Source organism: Lentzea atacamensis (assembly GCF_003269295.1).
GTDB lineage: Bacteria > Actinomycetota > Actinomycetes > Mycobacteriales > Pseudonocardiaceae > Lentzea > Lentzea atacamensis.
Genome location: NZ_QLTT01000009.1, coordinates 267,853 through 287,449 on the forward strand (window position 1 = coordinate 267,853; position 19,597 = coordinate 287,449).

Here is a 19,597-nt window from a genome sequence, read left to right on the forward strand (position 1 = left end):
CGAAGAAGCCGACACCCGTGTCAGCCGCGGCGTGCAGCAACGCGAGCGCGTCGCTCTCGTCCACCTCGCCCCAGTCGGCGCCGAGCTGCCAGCAACGACAGCTCAAGGATGGCGCGCAGCTGACTTTCACGCACATCCCCAGGACTCTCGATAGCAGCAGCTGATGCCAGCACCGATTCGATCACCTTCGTTTCCTTCGCGTCGAAGGAAACGAGCCAGTTCATAATCGTGCAATAGGTAAGCTCGCGCGTCGCACCATCCTCGGAGGTCAATCTGTTGACCAGATGTATCAGTTCGCTGTCACCGATCGACGCTCGAACACCTCAGTCTGCGCGAGTCCACCAATTTCCGCGATCTTAACTCACAAACGCGGAAGTCGCGCAAAATCACGATTGGAATACAGGAATTACGGTCGAAATCGCAATAATTCCACCAATTGCGTCTTTCGCAGCCCCGATCATCAACCAAAAGTGTCGCACGCCTGGCGCTTGAGGGGTAGTCGGTTCAGCCGAACAAGATCTACGTCACTGTAAATCCACCTCACCGGCTGGAGACCGCGATAAGTTGGCGATAGTCGGAATCCAAAGATGTTTCCGATCGCAGCTTCCACAACAACCAGCACTGCACCTGAAGACAGATCCCCGTAGGCCCACAGATGATTCACATCTGTTTCATTAATAGCCAAGTTCAGCTGACCCGATTTGCTTACCGGCGAACTTTACGTGACCATCCGCAAGCCGTGATCGGGGTCGTCGTCGCGCGTGATGGTGCCGCAATTGCACTGAACTTCGCATGATCACTCGACCCAGGGGAGCCCGCTACCGAAGAGGACTTCCGTGACTCCGGGGGACCACGAAAAGCAGATGATCATCTGCTTTTCGTGGTCCCCGGAGTCAAGCCAACCCTCTCACACAGAGAGGTCAACGAGGTCATGAATGCCCAAGCATTCGATCCTCGTCAAAGCCAAGATCGTCCTCCACACACAGAGCAACAGCCGCATGCCATCGAACCGGGTCCGGCCAGTCACTACGAGTCATGTCCCGCAGGTATTCATCGGCCTCCTCCGTGCCGAACTCACTCAGAGCTAGGATAGATTTCTGAGCGAGCCAGTAAGCAGGCTTGTCAAACGCAATCCTCCGCTGAAGCATCCTGAAGATGCTACCCGCAGCCTCTGATGCCCCGATATCCCCCAAGATTTCTACGAGGTCTTCGGTGTTCAACCCACTGATGTCCCTCTCGATGATACTGCAAAGAACCTCACCCAGTCCGGGAGCGGCAAGCGGAGCAGCCAGATTTGCAAGCCTCTCCACGCGACTCCAGTTTCCCGCCGCCGCCGAATCACGAATCCAAACAGCTACGGAGGACACGACAGCTGGATACTCACGTGCAATGTCGTGCGCACGCGCCGGGGCGATAAAGCCACTAACCATCGAGTCAATCGTGTCGACGAGAGGTGCGTCGCGATCAGAATTCATTACCGGCCCGCCACGCTTTCGAATCCAAGGATTATCGAGTTGACACACGCACAGGCCCTGGCCCCAGCGTAGGTTTACGCTTCCACATGGAGTGCACAGGGCATCCTCCCCAGCGCCGAGCTGCCAGCAGTCCAACCGAAAGGCTTCGACCTGGCGGTTCAGCCTTCCCGTGATTCACTTCTCCGCGAATCAGCTTCAGTCCGATGAACCGCCAGGCGCCGCCGCCTCGGAGGCAATGACCAGGAGCTCACGTCGCAACTCGGTCGACAGCTCCGAGATCCGGCTCACCGCATCAGCGTCCGCATCATCTACAATTCGGATTATCTCCAGCTGCGCGAATATCTCCCGCGCCGGCAGCGGAGGGATTTCTTCGTACGGACTGGGCAACCTCGAATTGTACTCGTCGACGCTCGACAACTGCATGCCGTCCAGATGCTGCGCAATGTCGCCGGAAAGCGAAGAGCAAAAATCAGCCCATTCCCGAAGCGAGGCGGGGTTGGTGTTCACGCTGGCCCGAAGCACCATTTCTGCTGCCATCGCGAGCAGCTCAGCCCGATCAGACTCTTCCGGCAGCTCGCCTGTCTCGGGGTCAGCTGAAAGGACGGCCAGGCCTTGCTGCCTCGACACCACAACAGCCTGAATGGCCTCAAGGTCAGGTAGCTGCCCCATCTCCAACAACGAACCTTCCGAGAACGGCGCGACATCCCCGTCCACCACGCCACCCGCAATCAGCACGGCTGACGCGCGGTGGATGCATCCGAGAGCACTGAAGACCAGGGCTCGGGAAGAGGCGCGCCCGAGCGCCGCACCAAGCTCTTCATACGGATCTTGCGGCATAATTATAGACTCCAGAACATACGCCAAGGTGAGTTCATCTCACTCGACCTGAAATCGGGTCCGCCAACCGAGATGCCGTTACCTGCCAAATCAGGGTAGCAGTTGCTCCAGCAGATTCCTGTCGAGGTACCGCCCTCGATGATGCCCCACTCCTGCACCCCGGTATTTGGGCTGAACAGGTTATTGATGATCGTCTCTTCCGCGTGTCCGTCGCCTTTTTGGAAGACCTCGTCGAAGCCGCGACACCACCCACGGTCGTCAGGAATCGTGGGGTCGTTGTTGCGAACGCAGCGCCGGTCGGCGCCGTACAGATAGGAGGTGTAGCCCTCGGGGCAGTGGCCGTCCGGGTCGCTGAAGTTCGTCGGCGCGCCCAACCCGTAGGCGTACCGGTTCGCCATGCCAGACGGAGACGAAGGCAGTGAAATGCTGTCGCGGGCCGTGAACCCGCCCGTGCCTGGCGAGTACCAGCGGGCACCCATGTCCACGTCACCGCTCGCGGGATCCGTGTAGTCGCCCTGGAACCCCAGCGACCGCTTGGCACCAACCGACGCCATCGCCTGTCCGAACGGGTCGAACGCGGCGCTGTCCGTCAACGACTGCAGTGAGCTGTCCGGATCGAACCCGCCAACCAGGTCGCCGTGCGAGTCGCTGACCGTCAGCCGCTTCTGATCCCCCTGCCCGAGTGCCAGCAAGGAACCATCAGCCCCACGGCTGAAGCGCGACTCACCATCGGACACCAAGTCGAGAGAGTTGCCCGCGTAGGTGAAGTTCTTGCCGTTACGCGCACTCAGCCGGTCACGACCGTCGTAGGCGAAACGCGTGTCACCGTTGCGCACAGCGCGATCGAAGGAGTCGAAGCCGTACTTCTCTTCCAGGCCGGAGGAAACCCGAGCTGCAAGAGTGCCGCGCGCCGACCACTTGTAGGTGTAGTCGCCATCGCCCTGCAGCCGGTTGCGCGCGTCGTAGCTCGCGGTCTCCGTACCGGAACGCACGCGGTTGCCTGCGTCGTCCCAGCCGTACTCGGTGCGAGCACCGTTGAAGGTCCAAGAGGTCAGACGGTTCGAGTAGTCGTACTCGTAGGAGTTCGTGCCCGACCCCGACAAACCTGTCGTGGTCTTCGTCGTGAGCCTGTCGGAGATGTCGTAGCCGTAGGCAGTGGACGCTGCCGTCACACCACCTGCACCAGAAAGGGTGTCGGTCTTGAGACGGCCGTACTCGTCATAGGTGAACGAGCGGGTGCGGTCAGTGCCATAGCCGACTGCCTTGACCTGACCGGCTTCGTTGTAGCCGATCGACCGCACAGTGCCGGTGATGGCGTCCTGCAGCGTGGTGGTGCGGCCCTGCTGATAGACGTACCGGGAGGTCCCAGACTCGTCAGTGCGAGTGGACATGCGACCGTTGGCGTCGTACGCGAACGACGACTTGCCGGACGGACCGTCTGTGGTGAGCAGTGCACCGCGGTCGTTGTAGGTGAGGACGTCGGCGCCACTGGGAGCGCTGGACTCGACCACAAGACCGGCGAGGTTGTACTTGAGAGTGCGGGCGTCGGTTGCTTCTTCAGCACCAGTGCCAGTTTCGCCTGTCAGGCGGTTCAGCAGGTCGAACGTACGTGTGCGGACCACGCCGCCGGGGGCGCGCACAGTCTCAGGGTTACCGGCCAGATCGTAGCCAATGGTCCAGGTGCGGTCCGAAACGTTGGGATGTGCCGCCGTCGACGGTTCGATGGTCGACTCACCAAGGCCGAGGCTGTTGACGGTGTAGAGGGTCTTGTTACCGCGGCCGTCAGTGAAGCTGGTGCGGTTGCCGGCAGCGTCATAGCCGAACGACGTGGTGATCGAACGACCTTGGCGACCGGTTCGACCTGGCCGATGACGCGGTTCATGGCGTCGTAGGTGAAGGTCGTGGCCCGGTTGAGCGGGTCGGTCGTCTTCACGACGTTGCCCGCGCGGTCGTAGTGGTTGCGAGTCGAGCGCAGCAGCGTTTCGCTCGCGTCGAGTGAGTACTGGGTGGCCGGACGGCCGGCCGTGTCGAAGGTCTGGAACGTGGTGCGGTTCAAACCATCGGACACGCGGTTCTGGCGGCCGATGCTGTCATAGCCGAGCTTCGTGACGACGCCTGCCGGGTCGGTCGAGGAGACCCGCTGGCCGAGCGTGTCGTAGCCGAACGTCGTGACCTCGTTCGACGGCGAGGTCACCGTCGTGAGACGGCCGCCGTCGTCGTAGGTCATCTTCGTCGTGAAGGCGGACGGCGTCGGGTAGCGCTCCAGCTGCGTGGAGGTGACGGCGTGACCGAGGTCGTCGTAGGTCGTCTCCACGCGGGGACCGGTCGGGTCGGTGACCGAGAGGCGCTCCGCGGCGGGTGTCGCCAGCCGATCCGCGGCGGCACCTGCCCAGCAGTTCATCGGCGGCCCTTCGCCGAAGCCAAGGAAGCGCTGATCCAACGAGAACGGGGGAGCCTGAGCCAGGCTCCCCCGTTCGCCTACAGGATGAGACCGGTGGGCTTGCGGCGCACGTGCAACCGGTACCCCACCGGAAAGCTCAGCCCATCAATGGATGCAATGGCCCATTCGGCCACCTTCGCGGAAAACTCGATCCGCAGCACCGCTTCCAGATCCTCACGACGCTCAAACCGCCACTCCGCGGTGATGCGCCGCAATGAGAAACCGTTGTCCGCGAAGAACTTCTCGACAGCACGCGGGTCGTAGCGCGGTTCGTCGGCGCACAACCACGGCCCGTACGGTTCGGCCGCGCCGTCCAGGTCCACGATCGCGAGCGCGCCACCCGGCCGCAGCACCCGGTCCGCCTCCCTCAGCCCCGGTTCACAGCCCGGCCCGAAGAAGTACGCGGTGCGGGCGTGCACCAGGTCGTACGAGGCGTCGTCGAGCGGCAACCGTTGCGCGGGGCCGGAAACGACACGCACGTTCGGCAGAGACGCCACCCGGTGCTTGGCGCGCACGACGAGCGGCGGATGCGGTTCGACGCCGACGACCGATCGCGCGGAGGACGCGAAGATCGGCAGGTGGAAGCCGTCGCCGCAGCCGATGTCCACGACGTCCGAGTCAGAAAACGGACATTCTTCGCTTAACGCCAACCAAATCGCGCCGTGTGCGTCCTGTGCGCGGTTTTCCACCTCGTACACGTCAGGCCAATGCCAGATGTTCGGGCTTGGTACGACATCTACCGGACGCACCGCGTTGAGCGCCGCCCGCACGAATCCCCTCACGAAGACACTGTAGGGCCTCGATTTCCCGGTGACCGTACGAATTCGTCCAACTACGGCGTAGCGTGACCGCATCTCTTCCCTGCAGGAGGCGGCAGTGTCCATCGCGCCCAACACGCCCCAGCTCGCGCCGTTGCTCGGAGGAAGCCCGTGCTGGGTCGAGAGAACCGTCGACGACCTCAAGGCCGCGATCGAGTTCTACACCGGCCTCTTCGGTTGGCACTACGCCGACGACGGCGGCTACACCGTGGCGATGCTCGACGGCGTTCCCGTCGCCGGACTGCCGCAGGGTGAGCCTGAACCGTGGCGGTTGTACCTGGTCACGCCGCACGCGCGGGCCACCGCGGAGAAGGCCTTCCACCTCGGCGGATCCGTGCTGCGCAACCCCGAGGACGGCGCCGACCACACGCAGAGCACCGTGATCGCCGACCCGACCGGTGCCGTCGTCGGGTTCCGGCACGTGCCACCCGACTGGCGCTTCGGCATGGGCGGGCACGGAGCCTACGCGTGGGCCGAGCTCAACACCCGGGACGGTGCTGCGGCCGACGAGTTCTTCGGTGAGTTGTGCCACTACGACATCACGCAGATCGGTGACGGGCACCGGCTGGACTACGCGACGTGGTCCGTCGACGGCACCGAGGTGATCGGCCGACAGAAGATGGGGCGGGAGTTCCCGTACGCGGAGCGTTCGCACTGGATGGTGTACTTCAACGCCGCGCCGGAGATCGGCACCGACTCGGTGGCGTACCGGGTGCTGGAGCTCGGCGGCCGGGTGACCGTCGAGCCCTACGACACCCCGTACGGGCGCATCACCGTCGTCGAGGACCACGCGGGAATGGCGTTCTCGGTGATCGACCAGTCCCGCGTGATCGAGACCGAGCCGCGCATCGAGGCGGACGACCCGTACGACGACTAGCGCGAGCGGTAGGGCAGGCACGCCGGCCGCTGGTCGCTCGCATAGAGGCCGCCGGTGACGATCCAGGTGTCGTCGGCGGTCCGGTCGGTCGCGAGCACGACCGTGGCGCCCGCCGGAACGCGGCCGGGCGTGATCGTGATCTTGGGCGCCCCTGGGGTGAGCTCGAAGTCCACCGCGGCCACCGGGACGTCGAGACTGCGCCCCGTCTCCACACAGCCCGTCCGCAACGGCACCGCGATCGCAGGGATGCCCCGCTCGCACAGCTTCGCCGTGGCCTCCTCGAACCGCTGCACCTCCCGGATCGTCAGCGTCACCGAACCGTCCGGGTTGTCTACCACGGCGTAAGCGGGTGGCGTGCCGCCGAAGTAAACGGGTGCGATGACGGCCGCGGCACCCAGTACAACCACACCTGCTGCTGCGCCCATCCATCGGCGCATGCGCGCACGTCGTTGCGTGGCAACGGACTCCAGCAGTGTGGGAGCGTGCTCGCGTTCCAGCTCGGCCCAGAGGTTGTCCTCAAACCTGCTCATCGGCTCGTGCCTCCTCTTCGTCGTCGACGACCCTGCGGAGGCGTGCCATGGCGCGATACAACCTGGTGCGCATCGCGCCCTTGGGCACGTCGAGCGCTTCGGCCGCTTCCTTGGGAGAGAGACCAGCGAGGTGCACGAGCTCGATCGCTTCCCGGTCCAGCTCCGGCAGTTGCGCGAGCCGTTCCAGCAGCGCGCGACCAGGCCGTTCGGCGTCGATGCGGGCTTCGAGCTCTGCCAGTTCGTCGCGGTCGAGCTCGCGTCTGCCGCCGGCCCTGCGCGCCACGTCGCCGCCCTTCGCGGACTGCTCGGCGTGCGCGGCGAAGGTGTGTCTGGCGATGCCGACAACCAGCTCGACGCTGACCCCCTGGCGGCGTCGAACGTGGCGAACGACGTGATGGCGCGGACGAAGGTGTCCGCGGTCAGGTCGCCGACGAGCGGCGGGTCCACGCACCGTCGCGCGAAGAACCGGCTGATCGCGCCGACGTTGTCGCGGTAGGTCCGCTCGAACGCCGCCAGTGTCTCGTGGTCTCTCACAACCACTACTCGCGGCGTTGCGCGCGAAACGTCACTGCACGAAGAGGTGCAACATCAACCAGGAGGCGACGGCGGACGGGAGCAGCGAGTCCATCCGGTCCATCAGGCCGCCGTGACCCGGCAGCAGGCTGCCCATGTCCTTGATGCCGAGGTCGCGCTTGATCAGCGACTCGACGAGGTCACCCGCCGTGGCCGTGACGACGAGCGCGGCGCCGAACAGCACGCCCTGCCACCACTGGCCGTCGAGGAAGGTGGTCACCGTGATCGCGCCACCGACCATGCCGGCGACCAGCGAACCGGCGAATCCCTCCCAGGACTTCTTCGGGCTGATCGTCGGCGCCATCGGGTGCTTGCCGAGGAAGACACCGGCCGCGTAGCCGCCGACGTCGGACAGCACGACACCGATGAGGAACGCGAACGCGCGGCCCGCGCCGTCCTCGGGAACGACGAGCATGGCCGCGAACGACGCGAACAGCGGCACGTACGCGACCGTGAACACTGACGCGCTGAGGTCGCGCAGGTAGCCGTCCGAACCGGCGCGGAACCGCCAGATCATGCACACCAGGACGGTGATCACGAAGGCGGTCATCATGCCGGAGCGTTCCAGCGGCCAGGAAAGCCAGATCATCGCCTGGCCGCCGATGAGCACGGGCCACAGGGCGACGTTGATGCCGCCCTTCTTGAAGGCCTGCGCGAGCTCCCACGTCGACACCGCCGCGGCAGCCGCGACGATGCCGATGAAGGTCTGCCGCACGGTGAGCAGCGACAAGATGATCACAGCGCCGAGCCCGACGCCGACCAGGATCGCCGCCCGCAGGTCACGCCCCGCGCGCGACGGCTTCGACGCGGGCACGTCCGCGGGACTGCCTGCCACCTGTGCTCCCATCACGACCTCCGCCCGGCCAGAGCTAATACGCCAGCGCCGACTCGGCCGGGCGAAACCATCAGGAACATCAGACTTCGAGAAGCTCGGCTTCCTTGTGCTTCACGAGCTCGTCGACCTGCGCGGTGTACTTGTGGGTGAGAGCGTCGAGCTCCTTCTCACCACGCGCGCCGTCGTCCTCGCCGATCTCGCCGTCCTTGACGAGGCGGTCGATCTCTTCCTTCGCCTTGCGGCGGACACCGCGGACGGAGACGCGCGCGTCCTCGCCCTTCTGCTTGGCGACCTTCACCATCTCCCGCCGGCGCTCCTCGGAGAGCTGCGGGATGACGACGCGGATGATGTTGCCGTCGTTGCCGGGGTTGACGCCCAGGTCGGAGTCCCGGATGGCCTTCTCGATCGCGTTCAGCTGGCTAGCGTCGTACGGCTTGACGACCGCCATGCGCGCCTCGGGCACCGAGATGCTCGCCATCTGGTTCAACGGCGTCGGCGCCCCGTAGTAGTCGACGTGGATGCGGTTGAACATCGAGGGAGTCGCACGACCGGTCCGAACGGAGGCGAGGTTCTCCTTCGCCACCGAGACCGCCTTTTCCATCTTCTCCTCGGCGTCGAGGAGGGTCTCGTCGATCACGACTGCTCCTTGCTCTGCGTGTTCTTCTTCCCGGTTCCTGTCAGATCCCAGCAGGTCTAGAAGGCCGGGCGGCCACCGGGGGTGCTGACCAGGGTGCCGATCTTCTCACCACGCACCGCGCGCGCGATGTTCCCCTCGGTGAGGAGGTTGAAGACCAGTATCGGCATGTTGTTGTCCATGCAGAGGCTGAAGGCTGTGGCATCGGCGACGTTGAGGCCTCGCTCCAGCACCTCGCGGTGGGTGATGTTGTCGAACATCAACGCGTCGGGGTCGATCTTGGGGTCGGCCGTGTAGACGCCGTCGACTGCCTTGGCCATGAGGACGATCTCGCAGCCGATCTCCAGGGCGCGCTGGGCGGCGGTCGTGTCCGTGGAGAAGTACGGGAGGCCCGCACCGCCGCCGAAGATCACGACACGCTTCTTCTCGAGGTGACGCATCGCGCGGCGGGGGATGTACGACTCGGCGACCTGCGTCATCTGGATGGACGTCTGCACGCGGGTGTCGATGCCGTGCTCGCGCTCGAGGAAGTCCTGCAGCGCCAAGCAGTTCATGACCGTGCCGAGCATGCCCATGTAGTCGGCACGCGAGCGGTCCATGCCGCGTTGCTGGAGCTCCGACCCGCGGAAGAAGTTGCCACCACCGATCACGACGGCCACCTGCACGCCGGACTTGTGGACGGCCGCGATCTGCCGGGCGACTGTCTGGACGACGTCGGGATCGACCCCGACACCACCACCGCCGAACATCTCGCCACCGAGCTTGAGCATCACCCGGTTGTAGCCGTGGCTACCTTCTTCGCTCACAGGTCCTCTCCTCGCGCCTTTGGCCTGGGGAACTTCTTTGGACACGCCAAGGGCGGGGTCGCTGGTACCTGCAACCCCGCCCTCACGCGAATCAGCTCTGGCCGACCTCGAACCGAGCGAAACGGGTCACCGTCACGCCGGCCTCGTCCAGAAGAGCCTTGACCGTCTTCTTGCTGTCGGTCACGGAAGCCTGCTCGAGGAGCACGACGTCCTTGAAGAAACCGTTGACGCGACCCTCGACGATCTTGGGCAGCGCGCCTTCCGGCTTGCCCTCCTCGCGAGCGGTCTCCTCGGCGATGCGGCGCTCGTTCGCGACGAGCTCCTCCGGGACGTCCTCACGGGTGACGTACTTCGGACGCATCGCGGCGATCTGCATGGCAGCGCCCTTGGCGACCTCGGCGTTGTCACCGGTGTACTCGACCAGCACGCCGACGGCCGGCGGCAGGTCCGCGGCACGCTTGTGCAGGTAGGTCGAGACGGTGCCGTCGAAGTCGACGGCCTTGGCCAGCTCGAGCTTCTCGCCGATCTTGGCGGAGAACTCCTGGACCAGCGCGTCGACCGTCTTGCCGTCGACCTCGACGGCCTTGAGGGCGTCGACGTCGGCGACCTTGTTGGCCTTGGCGATCGCGACGATCTCGTCCGCGAGGGCGATGAAGTCGGCGTTCTTGGCCACGAAGTCGGTCTCGCAGCGCAGCTCGACCATCGCGCCGTCCTTGACCGCGACGAGGCCGTTGGACGTGGTGCGCTCGGCGCGCTTGCCGACGTCCTTGGCGCCCTTGATGCGCAGGATCTCGACGGCCTTGTCGAAGTCGCCGTCAGCCTCGTCCAGCGCCTTCTTGCAGTCCATCATGCCGGCGGCGGTCAGCTCGCGGAGCTTCTTGACGTCCGCGGTGGTGTAGTTCGCCATCGTTTTCCTTCTGCGATGTACGCGCTTGAGTCACGAGGTGCCCGCTGGTCGCGGGCACCTCGTGGGGGAGATCAGGACTGGACGGGCTGCTCGGCCGGGGCCTCGGCCGACGAGTTGGTCAGGAGCTCCTGCTCCCACTCCGCCAGCGGCTCGTCAGCGGCGACCTCGGGCTTGTCCTGGCCCTCGGCGGCGTCGCGGCGGGCGCCGGAGCGCTGCATGAGACCGGCGGCGGCGGCCTCGGCCACGACCTTGGTCAGCAGGGCGGCCGAGCGGATCGCGTCGTCGTTGCCCGGGATCGGGTAGTCGACCTCGTCCGGGTCGCAGTTCGTGTCGAGGATCGCCACGATCGGGATGTTCAGCTTGCGAGCCTCACCGACCGCGATGTGCTCCTTCTTGGTGTCCACGATCCACACGGCGCTGGGCACCTTGGACATGTCGCGGATACCGCCGAGCGTGCGCTCCAGCTTGTCCTTCTCGCGGTTCATCATCAGGATTTCCTTCTTGGTGAAACCCTGGAAGCCGCCGGTCTGCTCCATCGACTCCAGCTCCTTGAGCCGCTGAAGCCTCTTGTGGACCGTCGAGAAGTTGGTGAGCATGCCGCCCAGCCAGCGCTGGTTCACGTACGGCATGCCGACGCGGAGGGCCTCGTTGGCGATGGCCTCCTGCGCCTGCTTCTTGGTGCCGATGAACAGGATCGACCCGCCGTGCGCGACCGTTTCCTTGACGAACTCGTAAGCCCGGTCGATGTAGGTCAGCGTCTGCTGCAGGTCGATGATGTAGATGCCGTTGCGCTCGGTGAAGATGTAGCGCTTCATCTTCGGGTTCCAGCGCCGAGTCTGGTGCCCGAAGTGCACGCCGCTGTCGAGCAGCTGCTTCATGGTTACGACGGCCATGGCCGGTTCGCACCTCATCTGTCGGACGCGTTCGGTCTCGCCTCACGCGTCGTGGTGGTTGACGCCCCGAGCCGGGTGGCTCGGTGCCCTGGTGCCGATGCCGGCGCCCGCACCCGCGGAGGACTTCTCCACCGTCAGGACCGTCGGACGTCGTGACTCGACCCGGCTGGGATCAGCTGGTCGGATCTGCGTTGGCACGCGAAGTCGTCCCGCGCACAGACGGGACGCGCCCAAAAGTCTACTCCCCACCCCCGACAAACTTCGAATCGCCCCCATCCTGCAGCGGGCAGTTGTCCACAACCGGCGAGTTGTCCACAGTTCCCAGCTAGCCGGTGGTCCCCCAGACCCCCTTTAGCCGACCGTATGACCCATGCCCCTTCTCTCCACCGCCCTGGTGCTGACGACCCTGCTGGCCCCGTCCTCCTTCTCCTGGCCCCTGCCGCCACCGCACCCGGTGGTACGCGCTTTCCAGGCTCCGGCCTCGCCGTTCGGCCCCGGCCACCGCGGCGTGGACCTCGCGGCCCCGGCAGGCACAGCAGTCCTGGCCGCCGGAGACGGAGTGGTGGTCTACGCCGGAGCCGTGGCAGCTCGCACGCTGGTCTCCGTGCAGCACCGCAACGGCCTGCGGACGACCTACGAACCGGTGGCGCCGACCGTGGCAGCCGGCCGACAGGTGCGGCGCGGAGAAGTGATCGGCCACCTCCAGGAGGGCCACTGCCCTTCGCCCTGCCTGCACTGGGGCGTCCGGCGAGGTGACGAGTACCTGGACCCGCTGCGCCTGGTCGTGCAGGGCCGCGTCCGCCTGCTCCCGCTGAACGCGCCGCCGCGAGGCGGCTAGCAGCCGAACTCCGCCGCGCGGGCGAGCTGTCCCGCCCGCAGCGGCCCGGCAGGGCACTCCCCGCCGCTCCCCCGGCGGCCGGCAGCGGCGCGTCCCCGTTGCGCGCCGCAGGTGCCCTGCAGATGCCGGGAGGCGGACGCGCCCACTCCCTCCGCTCCGCCTCCCGGCCCGCCCGTCCACGGGCACGCGTCGAGCTGCCCTCGCCGTCCGTGCACGCGGCAAGCGGACCGTCCCGTCCGACAGGGGCCCGAAGGGCACTTCCCGCGCTTGCCCAGCGGCGCGTCTCCGTGGGACGTGGCACGTGCCTGCACGTGTCGGAGGCCAGCCGCGCGTCGGCACTCCGGCACACCTCCGGGCCCGCTGGTCCACGGGTACGCGGCGTGCTTGGAGCAGCTCCAGGACCCACCCGTTCGAGTGAATTAGCCCTGGCAACGGGCGGAAAGAGGTTTGAGGCGATGTTCGTGAGGCTCGTACGGCCCCTCGACGCACCCGCGCGGAGCGATCCGGACGTGCGGCGGCGTGCTGGTACGGCAGTCCGGCAGCCCGGCTACGGCCGGGTTGCGGGCGGGGAAGGAGGTGCGATCAGGTCTCGGACTGCTCGTTGAGCTTGGTCCGCAGGCGCAGGACCGCACGGGTGTGCAGCTGGCAGACCCTGGACTCGGTGACGCCGAGGACCTTGCCGATCTCGGCGAGGGTCAGATTCTCGAAGTAGTAGAGGGTCACGACCACGCGGTCGCGTTCGGCGAGCTGGGCGATGGCGTCGGCCAGCTGACGGCGGCTGTCCTGGTCGACGAGGCTCGCCACCGGGTCTTCCGCGGCGTCGTCCGGCAGTGACTCGGCCAGGGAAGAGCCGCCCTTGTTCGGGGCGATCAGCTCGTCCAGGGCGACGACGCTGGTGAGCTGGAGCTGGCCGTACAGCTCGCGCAGCTCGGCCAGGCCGATCTTGAGCTCTGCGGCGAGCTCGCGGTCGGTGGGCGTGCGCTGCAGCTTGGCGCCGAGGCGTTCCAGGGCTCGTTCGACGTCGCGGGCGCGGCTGCGGACCGAGCGCGGCACCCAGTCCTGGGAGCGGAGGTCGTCGAGGATCGCGCCGCGGATGCGCTGCATGGCGTAGGTCTCGAACTTGAGGCCGCGTTCCGGCTCGAACTTCTCGATCGCGTCGACCAGGCCGAAGATGCCGGACTGGATCAGGTCGGCCACGTCCACGTGGGCCGGCAGGCCCGTGCCGACACGACCGGCGACGTACTTGACCAGCGGTGCGTAGTGCAGCACCAGACGATCGCGCTGACACTGCTCACGGGACTCGCCGTAGCTGCGCCACAGCGCGACGATGCCGGCCTCGACGTCGTCACCGGACCTGACGTCCGCGCGCGTCACCGCAGTCGGGACGGCAGCGGGCGTGCCGTTGACATGCGTCTCGGCACCGGGCTCGGAGGTCGCCTCGGTGCGCGGCGCGCCGTTCTGACGGTGCCCGTTGCTCGCCTGCTTCGAAGCTGGTGCGGGCAGGACGGGTTCAGGGGGCACGGTCGCCGTACGCGATCCTCCCCCTGCGGCGTCAGGAACGGGGGTGGGTTCGGTCATGGATCGCCTTCAGCCGTTCGACAGTGACGTGTGTGTAAAGCTGAGTCGTTGCGAGCGTAGCGTGACCAAGCAGTTCTTGGACGGTGCGCAGGTCCGCTCCTCCTTCCAGCAAATGGGTCGCAGCGGAGTGGCGCAACCCGTGCGGCCCGATGTCCGGCGAATCCGGTACCACGGCGACCACCTCGTGCACCAGAGTGCGAACGGCGCGCTGGTTCAGCCGGCCACCGCGGGCACCGAGGAACAGGGCCGGTGGCGAATCCGGTGCTACCAGGGCGTTTCGCCCTTCGTCCACCCACCGCCGCAGCGCTCGCTCCGCCGGCACGCCGAACGGCGTGCTGCGCTCGCGTCCACCTTTGCCCAGAACTCGAATCACCCTTAGGGAGTAGTCCACGTCGTCGAGATCAAGACCACAGAGTTCGGCCACGCGGATACCTGTGGCGTACAGCAACTCCACCACGGCCTGATCACGCAGTGCAACCGGCTCGCCTTCGGAAGCGCCAGAGGATACGGCGGCCATCGCGTCCTTCGCCTGGTCCGCGCGCAACACGGACGGCAACGTCCGGTGCGGTCGCGGCGCGGCGAGGCGCGGCCCCGGATCCGCGGCCAAATGCCCAGCACGATGCGCCCACGCGGTGAACGTGCGCGCGGCAGCAGCACGTCGGGCGAGCGTCGTGCGGCTGGCCCCTGCCGTGCGCTGCGCGGCGAGCCATGACCGCAAATTCGCCAGGTCAACGCGCCCGAGGTCGGCGTTTTCCGGGCTATTCCCCGCGACATGGCCCAGCAGCGCCACCGCATCACCGATGTACGCGCGCACGGTGTGCGGCGACAGATCGCGCTCCAAAGTCAAGTGCCGTTCGTACTGCCGCAACACGTCTGCAACGGACGCCGGCAGTTTTTCGCGCAGGCGAACGAGATCGACACGGCGTGTCCGACCATGCGGCGGCGGGGACATAGGCCAAGACGCTGCGCCAGTCGGGGCGTTTGGTCAAGTATCGCCACACCCTCGCGCCATTTGAGAGCGCTCTCATGATCGCGAGCACGATAACGTTTCAACTCCCTGTGACGACCAGGGACTTGGCGGCACGCACAGATCACCTTTCGGAGTAGCGATGGTAGCCAGCACCACCGTCCGGACAGCCGATGAACTAGCCCGTCGAGTAGTGCGCAAGATCGCTCCCGAGGAGCTGCCCTCGTTCGACCTGGTCGCTGCCCCGTACCTGGAGAACCCCAGGCAGGCCGAACGCAGGCTGCGACAGGCCCACGACGACCCGCTGGGCTTCGGCCTGGGCGACATCGTGGCCATGGCGACGCCCGTGATCGCGCTCGTCTCCGGCAGCGTGATCACCGCGGTCTCCGACAGCGTCGGCCGGGCAGTGCGCGACGGCACCGCCAACGCCGTGCGCAAGGCGTGGCGCAAGGTCCGCGGCAAGCCCGAACAGCCGCTGGAACTGCCGTCCACCCCGCTCACCGCCGCCCAGCTGGCCGAGGTGCGCCAGATCGCCCTGCAGCGCGCCCTCTCGCTCGGCATGAAGCAGCAGAAGGCCGAAGCCCTGGCCGACGCCGTCGTCGCCGCCCTCGTGCTGCGCGAAAACGACCAGGACACAGGCCGCGAGCCGGGTGAAGCCACCAGATGACGGAACCGAAGCCGCAGGTCAGCCCCAGGGCCTTACCGTCCGAAATGATCCTTCTGCTTCTCCTCCTCGCAGTGACGGTGCTGCTGAACGTCCTCTTCATCGCGAACTGGCTGTCCGGTCTCGAACGCGGCGGCGCAGGCACCTTCCTGCAGAAACTGCAGATGCTCCTGACGCCGGGCCTCGCGGTCTACGGCATCTACGCGGCGATCCGCATCCGCCGCTCCACACGGCTCAGCGAGACCGGCCTCCGCGAGGCCGACAAGGCCGTCACAGACCTCGTGCTGGAGGTCAACCCGCCTCGCCGCGTGGACGTCCGCCTCGGCAAGCGCCTGGGCGGCCGCGCCTACGTAACGGGCCCGCCGCGCAAGCCGATCATCGTGCTCGGCCCGGAACTCCTGGCGCTGCACGCGATGCCCGGCCAACGCAAAGCCGTGTTCGACGCCGTGGTGCGGCACGAGCTCGCCCACGTGCACGCAGGCGACCTCTGGTGGTACCAACTGGCCACCGTGCTGCGGATGGCCAACCTCTCCACGGGTTTCTTCGCCCTGCTGGTGCTGTGGCTGGACGTCCTGCTCGACCGCGGCGACATCACCTCCTTCCTCGTGAGCACGCTGCGCCTGGCAGCGCTGACCCTGCTGACCGAGCTGATCGCCCGCGCCTTCCTGCGCGCCCGCGAGCACGCCGCCGACCAGCACGCGGCGGAGTTCGGCGTGGAAGGCCTCCTGGCGGCCGTCCAGGCACACCAGACCGAGCAGACGCGCTCGGTCGTCCGCAGCTGGCTGCGCCGCCACCCCGGTGCCGACGAACGATCTCAGGCCCTGACGAACCCGATGCGCCTGCTGGCCTCACCGATCGGCCAGGTCCTCCTGGGCGGCGCAGCAGCAGGCGCCGCCTTCGTGACGTTGCAGGATCTCCTTCTCAGCGGCAGCACCGACGACAGAGCGACCCCGGTCATCACCGGCGTGGTGATCGGCATCCCGCTGACCCTGTTCGCCGCCTTCTACCTGTGGCGCGCTTCCTGGCAAGAAGACCGCAACCGCTTGCGCCCGCTCCTGACGGCAGCGGCACTGCTCGCCGGCCTGGTGATCGGCAGCCACCTCCCGCTCTACACCCGGATCTTCGACCAGGCTCCGATCGGCATTCCGATCGCGCCGTCCGTGCTTCTGGCGTTCGCGCTGGGAACCTCCGGCCTGTGCTGGTGGCTCGACGCACTGAGCACGTCATGGCGCAAGTCCGACCCGAGCGCCTCCCGGATGCCGGTCTTCCTCAGGTTCGCGGTCCCGTCGGCCTGCCTGGCCGGCGGCTGGTTGTTCGCCGTCCTGTGGACGTGGTCGGCCCGGCTGCGCGGCGTCCACCTCGCCTGCCCGCTGGAGGAAGCCAAATCAACTCCGATCTGCCAGTCGTCCACACCCCAGTCCGACATCGCCCTCAAAGTGGCCGCGGACTTCGGCTTCACGTTCTGGTCGATCCTCACCCTCCTCGTCATCGCGGCGACACTCGTCGTCCCGCATCACCTCCGCACCCGAACGCTCCGGCCGGCAGCGTTCGCTTTGGCAGCAGTGCTGGTCGTGCTGGCGGCGTTGTGGACGACGCGCTCCACCGCACCGCTCAACCGGGCACGAGCCGAGTTCCGGCCGGTGCTGGAAACAGCGACCGCGGATGCGAGCGACTGCACAAAACCATTGACGGACAACACGCTTCCGCTGGTGAGGTGCTCCGCTGACGGGAGCGAAAGGCTGACTCTGGGGCCGGCAGCGATGTCCACAGTGGACATTGCCGACGCCGAGGCCGAGCAAACCACGACGGGCTACGCCATCCGCCTGGAGTTCACCGCCGAGGGCAGGCAACGCTGGACAGACCTGACGCGGACGAACGTCGGCAAGCGCCTCGCGTTCCTCGTCGACGGCGAACTGCTCTCCGCCCCCGAGATCCGACAGCCGCTGACGGGCGGCACGGCCCAGTTGCCGGGCCCGTTCACGAGCCTCGACCAGGCCAGGAAGGTCGCGGACGCCATTCAGGGCAACTGATCACCGGACCTCCAGCTTCTGCCAGCCACCGTCGACCTGTGAGGCGAGCCGCGCGAGCTCCAGCTCGGGCAACAACGCCCGCACGCGCTCCAACGGCACCCCGGACTCGACCGACACGACCTCGTCGCTGACCCCGCACCGCTTCCCCAAGGCCTCGTACACCCGCATGGCCTCACCTTGCGGCGCCCCGAGTTCGCTTTCCTTCTCGGCGGGCTCGGTGGCGAGGTCGTCCCCGAACCGCCCCACCGACTCCACGATCTCGGCCACCGAACTGACCGAAACCGCCTGCCCGTCGCGCAACAGGTCGTGGCACCCCAACGAACTGGCCGACGTGACGGGCCCAGGCACCACCATCAACGGCCGCCCCAACGCCAACGTGATCGCCGCCGTGTTCTTGGCTCCGCTGCGCCGCCCGGCCTCCACCACGACGGTGCCGCCGCCCAACGCGGCGATGAGCCGGTTGCGCGTGAGAAACCGATGCCGCGCAGGCGTCATACCGGGTGGGTACTCGCTGACGATCAGCCCTTCACGAGCGATCCTGCCGAGCAACCCTTGGTGCCCAGCGGGATAAGCGAAGTCCACCCCGCACGCCAGCACCGCGACGGTCAGCCCACCGGCGCCCAAAGCTCCGCGATGTGCGGCACCGTCAATCCCATACGCCGCACCGGATACGACGGTCACGCCCGCCTCAGCCAGCCCGTAGGCGAACTCGCCGGCCACGTGCTCGCCGTACCCGCTGGCAGCCCGCGAGCCCACGATCGCCACAGCCTTGTCCGTGACGTCGGCAAGGTCGTGCGGCCCGCGCACCCACAACGCCAGCGGCTCACCCCCGCACCGCTGCGCCGCCACGCCACCGAGCGCCACGAACGGCCACCGCGGCCACTCGTCGTCCTCGGGAACCACCAGCCGCCCACCGCGCTTGCCGATGAGCTCAAGGTCTTCGTGGACCCGCTCCTCGGCCCGCCGAGCCGAAGTCTGGCTGGCGACCGACGGCGACACGTCACCGTCGCGCACCAGCTCGGCCGCGGTGATCGGCCCAACCTCGGCAACGAGCGCTGCCAGCGCGGCGGGGAAGGGCTCTGCGACGCGGGACAGGTAGGCCCTCGCGAGGCGGACGGCGTCGGTCGGTCGCGCGGTCACCGGAACCACCACCAGGGCAGCCACCGGTGCCAGGGTTCGGGATGCCACGGGCTCGGCGGGCTGGCGCCGAAAATCCGCCTGCGGACTGTGCACGGCAGCTGGAGCAGCGCGGGCAGGGCCATGGCTGCGGTGGAGGTGGCTGGCGCGAGGAGGGGGGTCATGGTCGGGCTCCTGTTCGGATGAGGGAGTTGGAGCGGACGTGAGCCGAGGCTTGAGGCTGCGCGTTCGGTGGCCGGGTGCCAGGCGCGGAGCGGTGGGAGTGGCTCCGCGCCTGGCGGCTTCGGGGCGAGTGGGCCGCCCGCTGGGGGTAGAGCGGGCGACCCACTCGGGACCGGACGCGAGCCGAAGCTCGAGGCAGCGCGTCCGGTGACCAGGTGCCAGGCGCGGAGCGGTGGGAGTGGAACTCCGCGCCTGACGGCTTCGGGGGGAGCGGAATGCCCGCTGGTGATAGCGCGGGCAACCCACTCAGGGGCCGGACGAAAGTCGAAGCTCAAGGCGGCGCATCCGGTAGCCAAGTGCCACGCGCAGAGCGGAGTAGCGCTCCACGCCCGTATCTCGGAGGTGGTGGAGCAGGCCGCCCGCCGGGGATGGGGCGGACGACCACTCCTGGACCGGACGCAAGCCAAGGCTCAAGGCAGCGCGCCCGGTAGCTGTGCCAGGCCGGAATGGAAGTAGAGCGCTCCACACCTGCTGGCTCGAGAGTGGTGGAGCAGGCCGCCCACCGGGGATGAGGCGGGCGACCCACTCCGGAACCG

General features: G+C 67.3%; 20 protein-coding genes and 1 pseudogene. 4 read left to right on the top strand and 17 right to left on the bottom strand.

The features are described 5' to 3' along the window. Positions 1–929: 929 nt before the first annotated feature. The 5 genes from C8D87_RS45385 to C8D87_RS34555 all read right to left on the bottom strand — a co-directional run bounded on the left by C8D87_RS45385 (position 930) and on the right by C8D87_RS34555 (position 5,522). Positions 930–1,310, bottom strand: coding sequence for a HEAT repeat domain-containing protein (locus C8D87_RS45385; RefSeq protein ID WP_109634006.1), 381 nt, complete (start codon positions 1,308–1,310; stop codon positions 930–932). A 360-nt stretch (positions 1,311–1,670) separates the two neighbouring features. Continuing rightward, positions 1,671–2,312: a hypothetical protein gene (locus C8D87_RS34540; RefSeq protein WP_112229919.1), complete on the bottom strand. Its 642-nt coding sequence runs from the start codon at positions 2,310–2,312 to the stop codon at positions 1,671–1,673. Between the two features lie 2 nt (positions 2,313–2,314). Beyond that, positions 2,315–3,952, bottom strand: a complete 1,638-nt coding sequence (locus C8D87_RS34545) for an RHS repeat-associated core domain-containing protein (protein WP_112229921.1) — start codon at positions 3,950–3,952, stop codon at positions 2,315–2,317. Continuing rightward, positions 3,904–4,539 (bottom strand): RHS repeat domain-containing protein, encoded by a 636-nt coding sequence (locus C8D87_RS34550; protein WP_170166693.1) that lies wholly within the window; start codon positions 4,537–4,539, stop codon positions 3,904–3,906. The genes C8D87_RS34545 and C8D87_RS34550 overlap by 49 nt, the downstream gene beginning before the upstream one ends. A 251-nt stretch (positions 4,540–4,790) precedes the next feature. Beyond that, positions 4,791–5,522, bottom strand: a complete 732-nt coding sequence (locus C8D87_RS34555) for a class I SAM-dependent methyltransferase (RefSeq protein ID WP_411711522.1) — start codon at positions 5,520–5,522, stop codon at positions 4,791–4,793. A gap of 106 nt (positions 5,523–5,628) precedes the next feature. Here C8D87_RS34555 and C8D87_RS34560 point away from each other — a divergent pair, with 106 nt between their 5' ends. Next, positions 5,629–6,447 (top strand): VOC family protein, encoded by an 819-nt coding sequence (locus C8D87_RS34560; protein ID WP_109634014.1) that lies wholly within the window; start codon positions 5,629–5,631, stop codon positions 6,445–6,447. Here the strand turns inward: C8D87_RS34560 and C8D87_RS46355 are convergent. From C8D87_RS46355 to rpsB, 8 genes and pseudogenes are all read right to left on the bottom strand, one after another. Then, positions 6,444–6,977 carry a hypothetical protein gene (locus tag C8D87_RS46355; RefSeq protein ID WP_170166672.1) on the bottom strand — a complete coding sequence of 178 codons (534 nt, stop codon included), beginning with the start codon at positions 6,975–6,977 and terminating at the stop codon, positions 6,444–6,446. The two genes, C8D87_RS34560 and C8D87_RS46355, sit on opposite strands and share 4 nt — an antisense overlap. Next, positions 6,964–7,260, bottom strand: coding sequence for an RNA polymerase sigma factor (locus tag C8D87_RS48190; protein ID WP_233442441.1), 297 nt, complete (start codon positions 7,258–7,260; stop codon positions 6,964–6,966). The genes C8D87_RS46355 and C8D87_RS48190 overlap by 14 nt, the downstream gene beginning before the upstream one ends. 119 nt (positions 7,261–7,379) lie before the next feature. Beyond that, a pseudogene (locus C8D87_RS49290) lies at positions 7,380–7,517 on the bottom strand (hypothetical protein); the annotation flags it as partial. A gap of 25 nt (positions 7,518–7,542) precedes the next feature. Next, positions 7,543–8,397 (bottom strand): phosphatidate cytidylyltransferase, encoded by an 855-nt coding sequence (locus tag C8D87_RS34570; RefSeq protein WP_109634020.1) that lies wholly within the window; start codon positions 8,395–8,397, stop codon positions 7,543–7,545. 67 nt (positions 8,398–8,464) lie between these two features. Beyond that, a complete protein-coding gene (gene frr / locus C8D87_RS34575; RefSeq protein ID WP_109634022.1) occupies positions 8,465–9,022 on the bottom strand; it encodes a ribosome recycling factor in 558 nt (185 codons plus the stop codon). A 56-nt stretch (positions 9,023–9,078) separates the two neighbouring features. Beyond that, entirely contained in the window at positions 9,079–9,789 is a 711-nt protein-coding gene (pyrH, locus tag C8D87_RS34580; RefSeq protein WP_301325822.1) for a UMP kinase, read from the bottom strand. A gap of 127 nt (positions 9,790–9,916) precedes the next feature. Further along, positions 9,917–10,732, bottom strand: coding sequence for a translation elongation factor Ts (gene tsf / locus C8D87_RS34585; protein WP_109634027.1), 816 nt, complete (start codon positions 10,730–10,732; stop codon positions 9,917–9,919). 71 nt (positions 10,733–10,803) lie between these two features. After that, entirely contained in the window at positions 10,804–11,625 is an 822-nt protein-coding gene (rpsB, locus tag C8D87_RS34590) for a 30S ribosomal protein S2 (RefSeq protein ID WP_109634029.1), read from the bottom strand. Between the two features lie 370 nt (positions 11,626–11,995). Here rpsB and C8D87_RS34595 point away from each other — a divergent pair, with 370 nt between their 5' ends. Then, positions 11,996–12,463: a M23 family metallopeptidase gene (locus tag C8D87_RS34595; RefSeq protein ID WP_112229929.1), complete on the top strand. Its 468-nt coding sequence runs from the start codon at positions 11,996–11,998 to the stop codon at positions 12,461–12,463. Here the strand turns inward: C8D87_RS34595 and C8D87_RS45390 are convergent. The 3 genes from C8D87_RS45390 to C8D87_RS34605 all read right to left on the bottom strand — a co-directional run bounded on the left by C8D87_RS45390 (position 12,460) and on the right by C8D87_RS34605 (position 14,993). Then, positions 12,460–12,678, bottom strand: a complete 219-nt coding sequence (locus C8D87_RS45390; RefSeq protein WP_146771955.1) for a hypothetical protein — start codon at positions 12,676–12,678, stop codon at positions 12,460–12,462. The genes C8D87_RS34595 and C8D87_RS45390 overlap by 4 nt on opposite strands. 367 nt (positions 12,679–13,045) lie before the next feature. Further along, on the bottom strand, positions 13,046–14,041 hold the full coding sequence (locus C8D87_RS34600) for a FliA/WhiG family RNA polymerase sigma factor (protein WP_112229931.1): 996 nt from the start codon (positions 14,039–14,041) through the stop codon (positions 13,046–13,048). After that, a complete protein-coding gene (locus C8D87_RS34605; RefSeq protein ID WP_112229933.1) occupies positions 14,016–14,993 on the bottom strand; it encodes a tyrosine recombinase XerC in 978 nt (325 codons plus the stop codon). Before C8D87_RS34605 ends, C8D87_RS34600 begins: the two co-directional genes overlap by 26 nt. A gap of 208 nt (positions 14,994–15,201) precedes the next feature. On the opposite strand from C8D87_RS34605, the gene C8D87_RS34610 reads away from it, so the two are divergent. Then, positions 15,202–15,675 (top strand): hypothetical protein, encoded by a 474-nt coding sequence (locus C8D87_RS34610; RefSeq protein WP_109634037.1) that lies wholly within the window; start codon positions 15,202–15,204, stop codon positions 15,673–15,675. 71 nt (positions 15,676–15,746) lie between these two features. After that, positions 15,747–17,702 carry a SecDF P1 head subdomain-containing protein gene (locus C8D87_RS34615; RefSeq protein ID WP_170166694.1) on the top strand — a complete coding sequence of 652 codons (1,956 nt, stop codon included), beginning with the start codon at positions 15,747–15,749 and terminating at the stop codon, positions 17,700–17,702. Here C8D87_RS34615 and dprA read toward each other — a convergent pair whose 3' ends face one another. Then, complete coding sequence (gene dprA / locus C8D87_RS34620; protein ID WP_112230096.1) at positions 17,703–18,842, bottom strand: DNA-processing protein DprA; 1,140 nt, start codon at positions 18,840–18,842, stop codon at positions 17,703–17,705. Positions 18,843–19,597: the final 755 nt, after the last annotated feature.

Bases quoted from the DNA above. Each gene is read 5' to 3' on its own strand.
- rpsB (WP_109634029.1), bottom strand. From the start codon at position 11,625: ATGGCCGTCGTAACCATGAAGCAGCTGCTCGACAGCGGCGTGCACTTC.
- C8D87_RS34600 (WP_112229931.1), bottom strand. From the start codon at position 14,041: ATGACCGAACCCACCCCCGTTCCTGACGCCGCAGGGGGAGGATCGCGT.
- C8D87_RS34605 (WP_112229933.1), bottom strand. From the start codon at position 14,993: ATGTCCCCGCCGCCGCATGGTCGGACACGCCGTGTCGATCTCGTTCGC.
- tsf (WP_109634027.1), bottom strand. From the start codon at position 10,732: ATGGCGAACTACACCACCGCGGACGTCAAGAAGCTCCGCGAGCTGACC.
- C8D87_RS34540 (WP_112229919.1), bottom strand. From the start codon at position 2,312: ATGCCGCAAGATCCGTATGAAGAGCTTGGTGCGGCGCTCGGGCGCGCC.
- C8D87_RS34595 (WP_112229929.1), top strand. From the start codon at position 11,996: ATGCCCCTTCTCTCCACCGCCCTGGTGCTGACGACCCTGCTGGCCCCG.
- pyrH (WP_301325822.1), bottom strand. From the start codon at position 9,789: ATGCTCAAGCTCGGTGGCGAGATGTTCGGCGGTGGTGGTGTCGGGGTC.
- C8D87_RS34550 (WP_170166693.1), bottom strand. From the start codon at position 4,539: ATGACCTACGACGACGGCGGCCGTCTCACGACGGTGACCTCGCCGTCG.
- C8D87_RS34570 (WP_109634020.1), bottom strand. From the start codon at position 8,397: ATGGGAGCACAGGTGGCAGGCAGTCCCGCGGACGTGCCCGCGTCGAAG.
- C8D87_RS46355 (WP_170166672.1), bottom strand. From the start codon at position 6,977: ATGAGCAGGTTTGAGGACAACCTCTGGGCCGAGCTGGAACGCGAGCAC.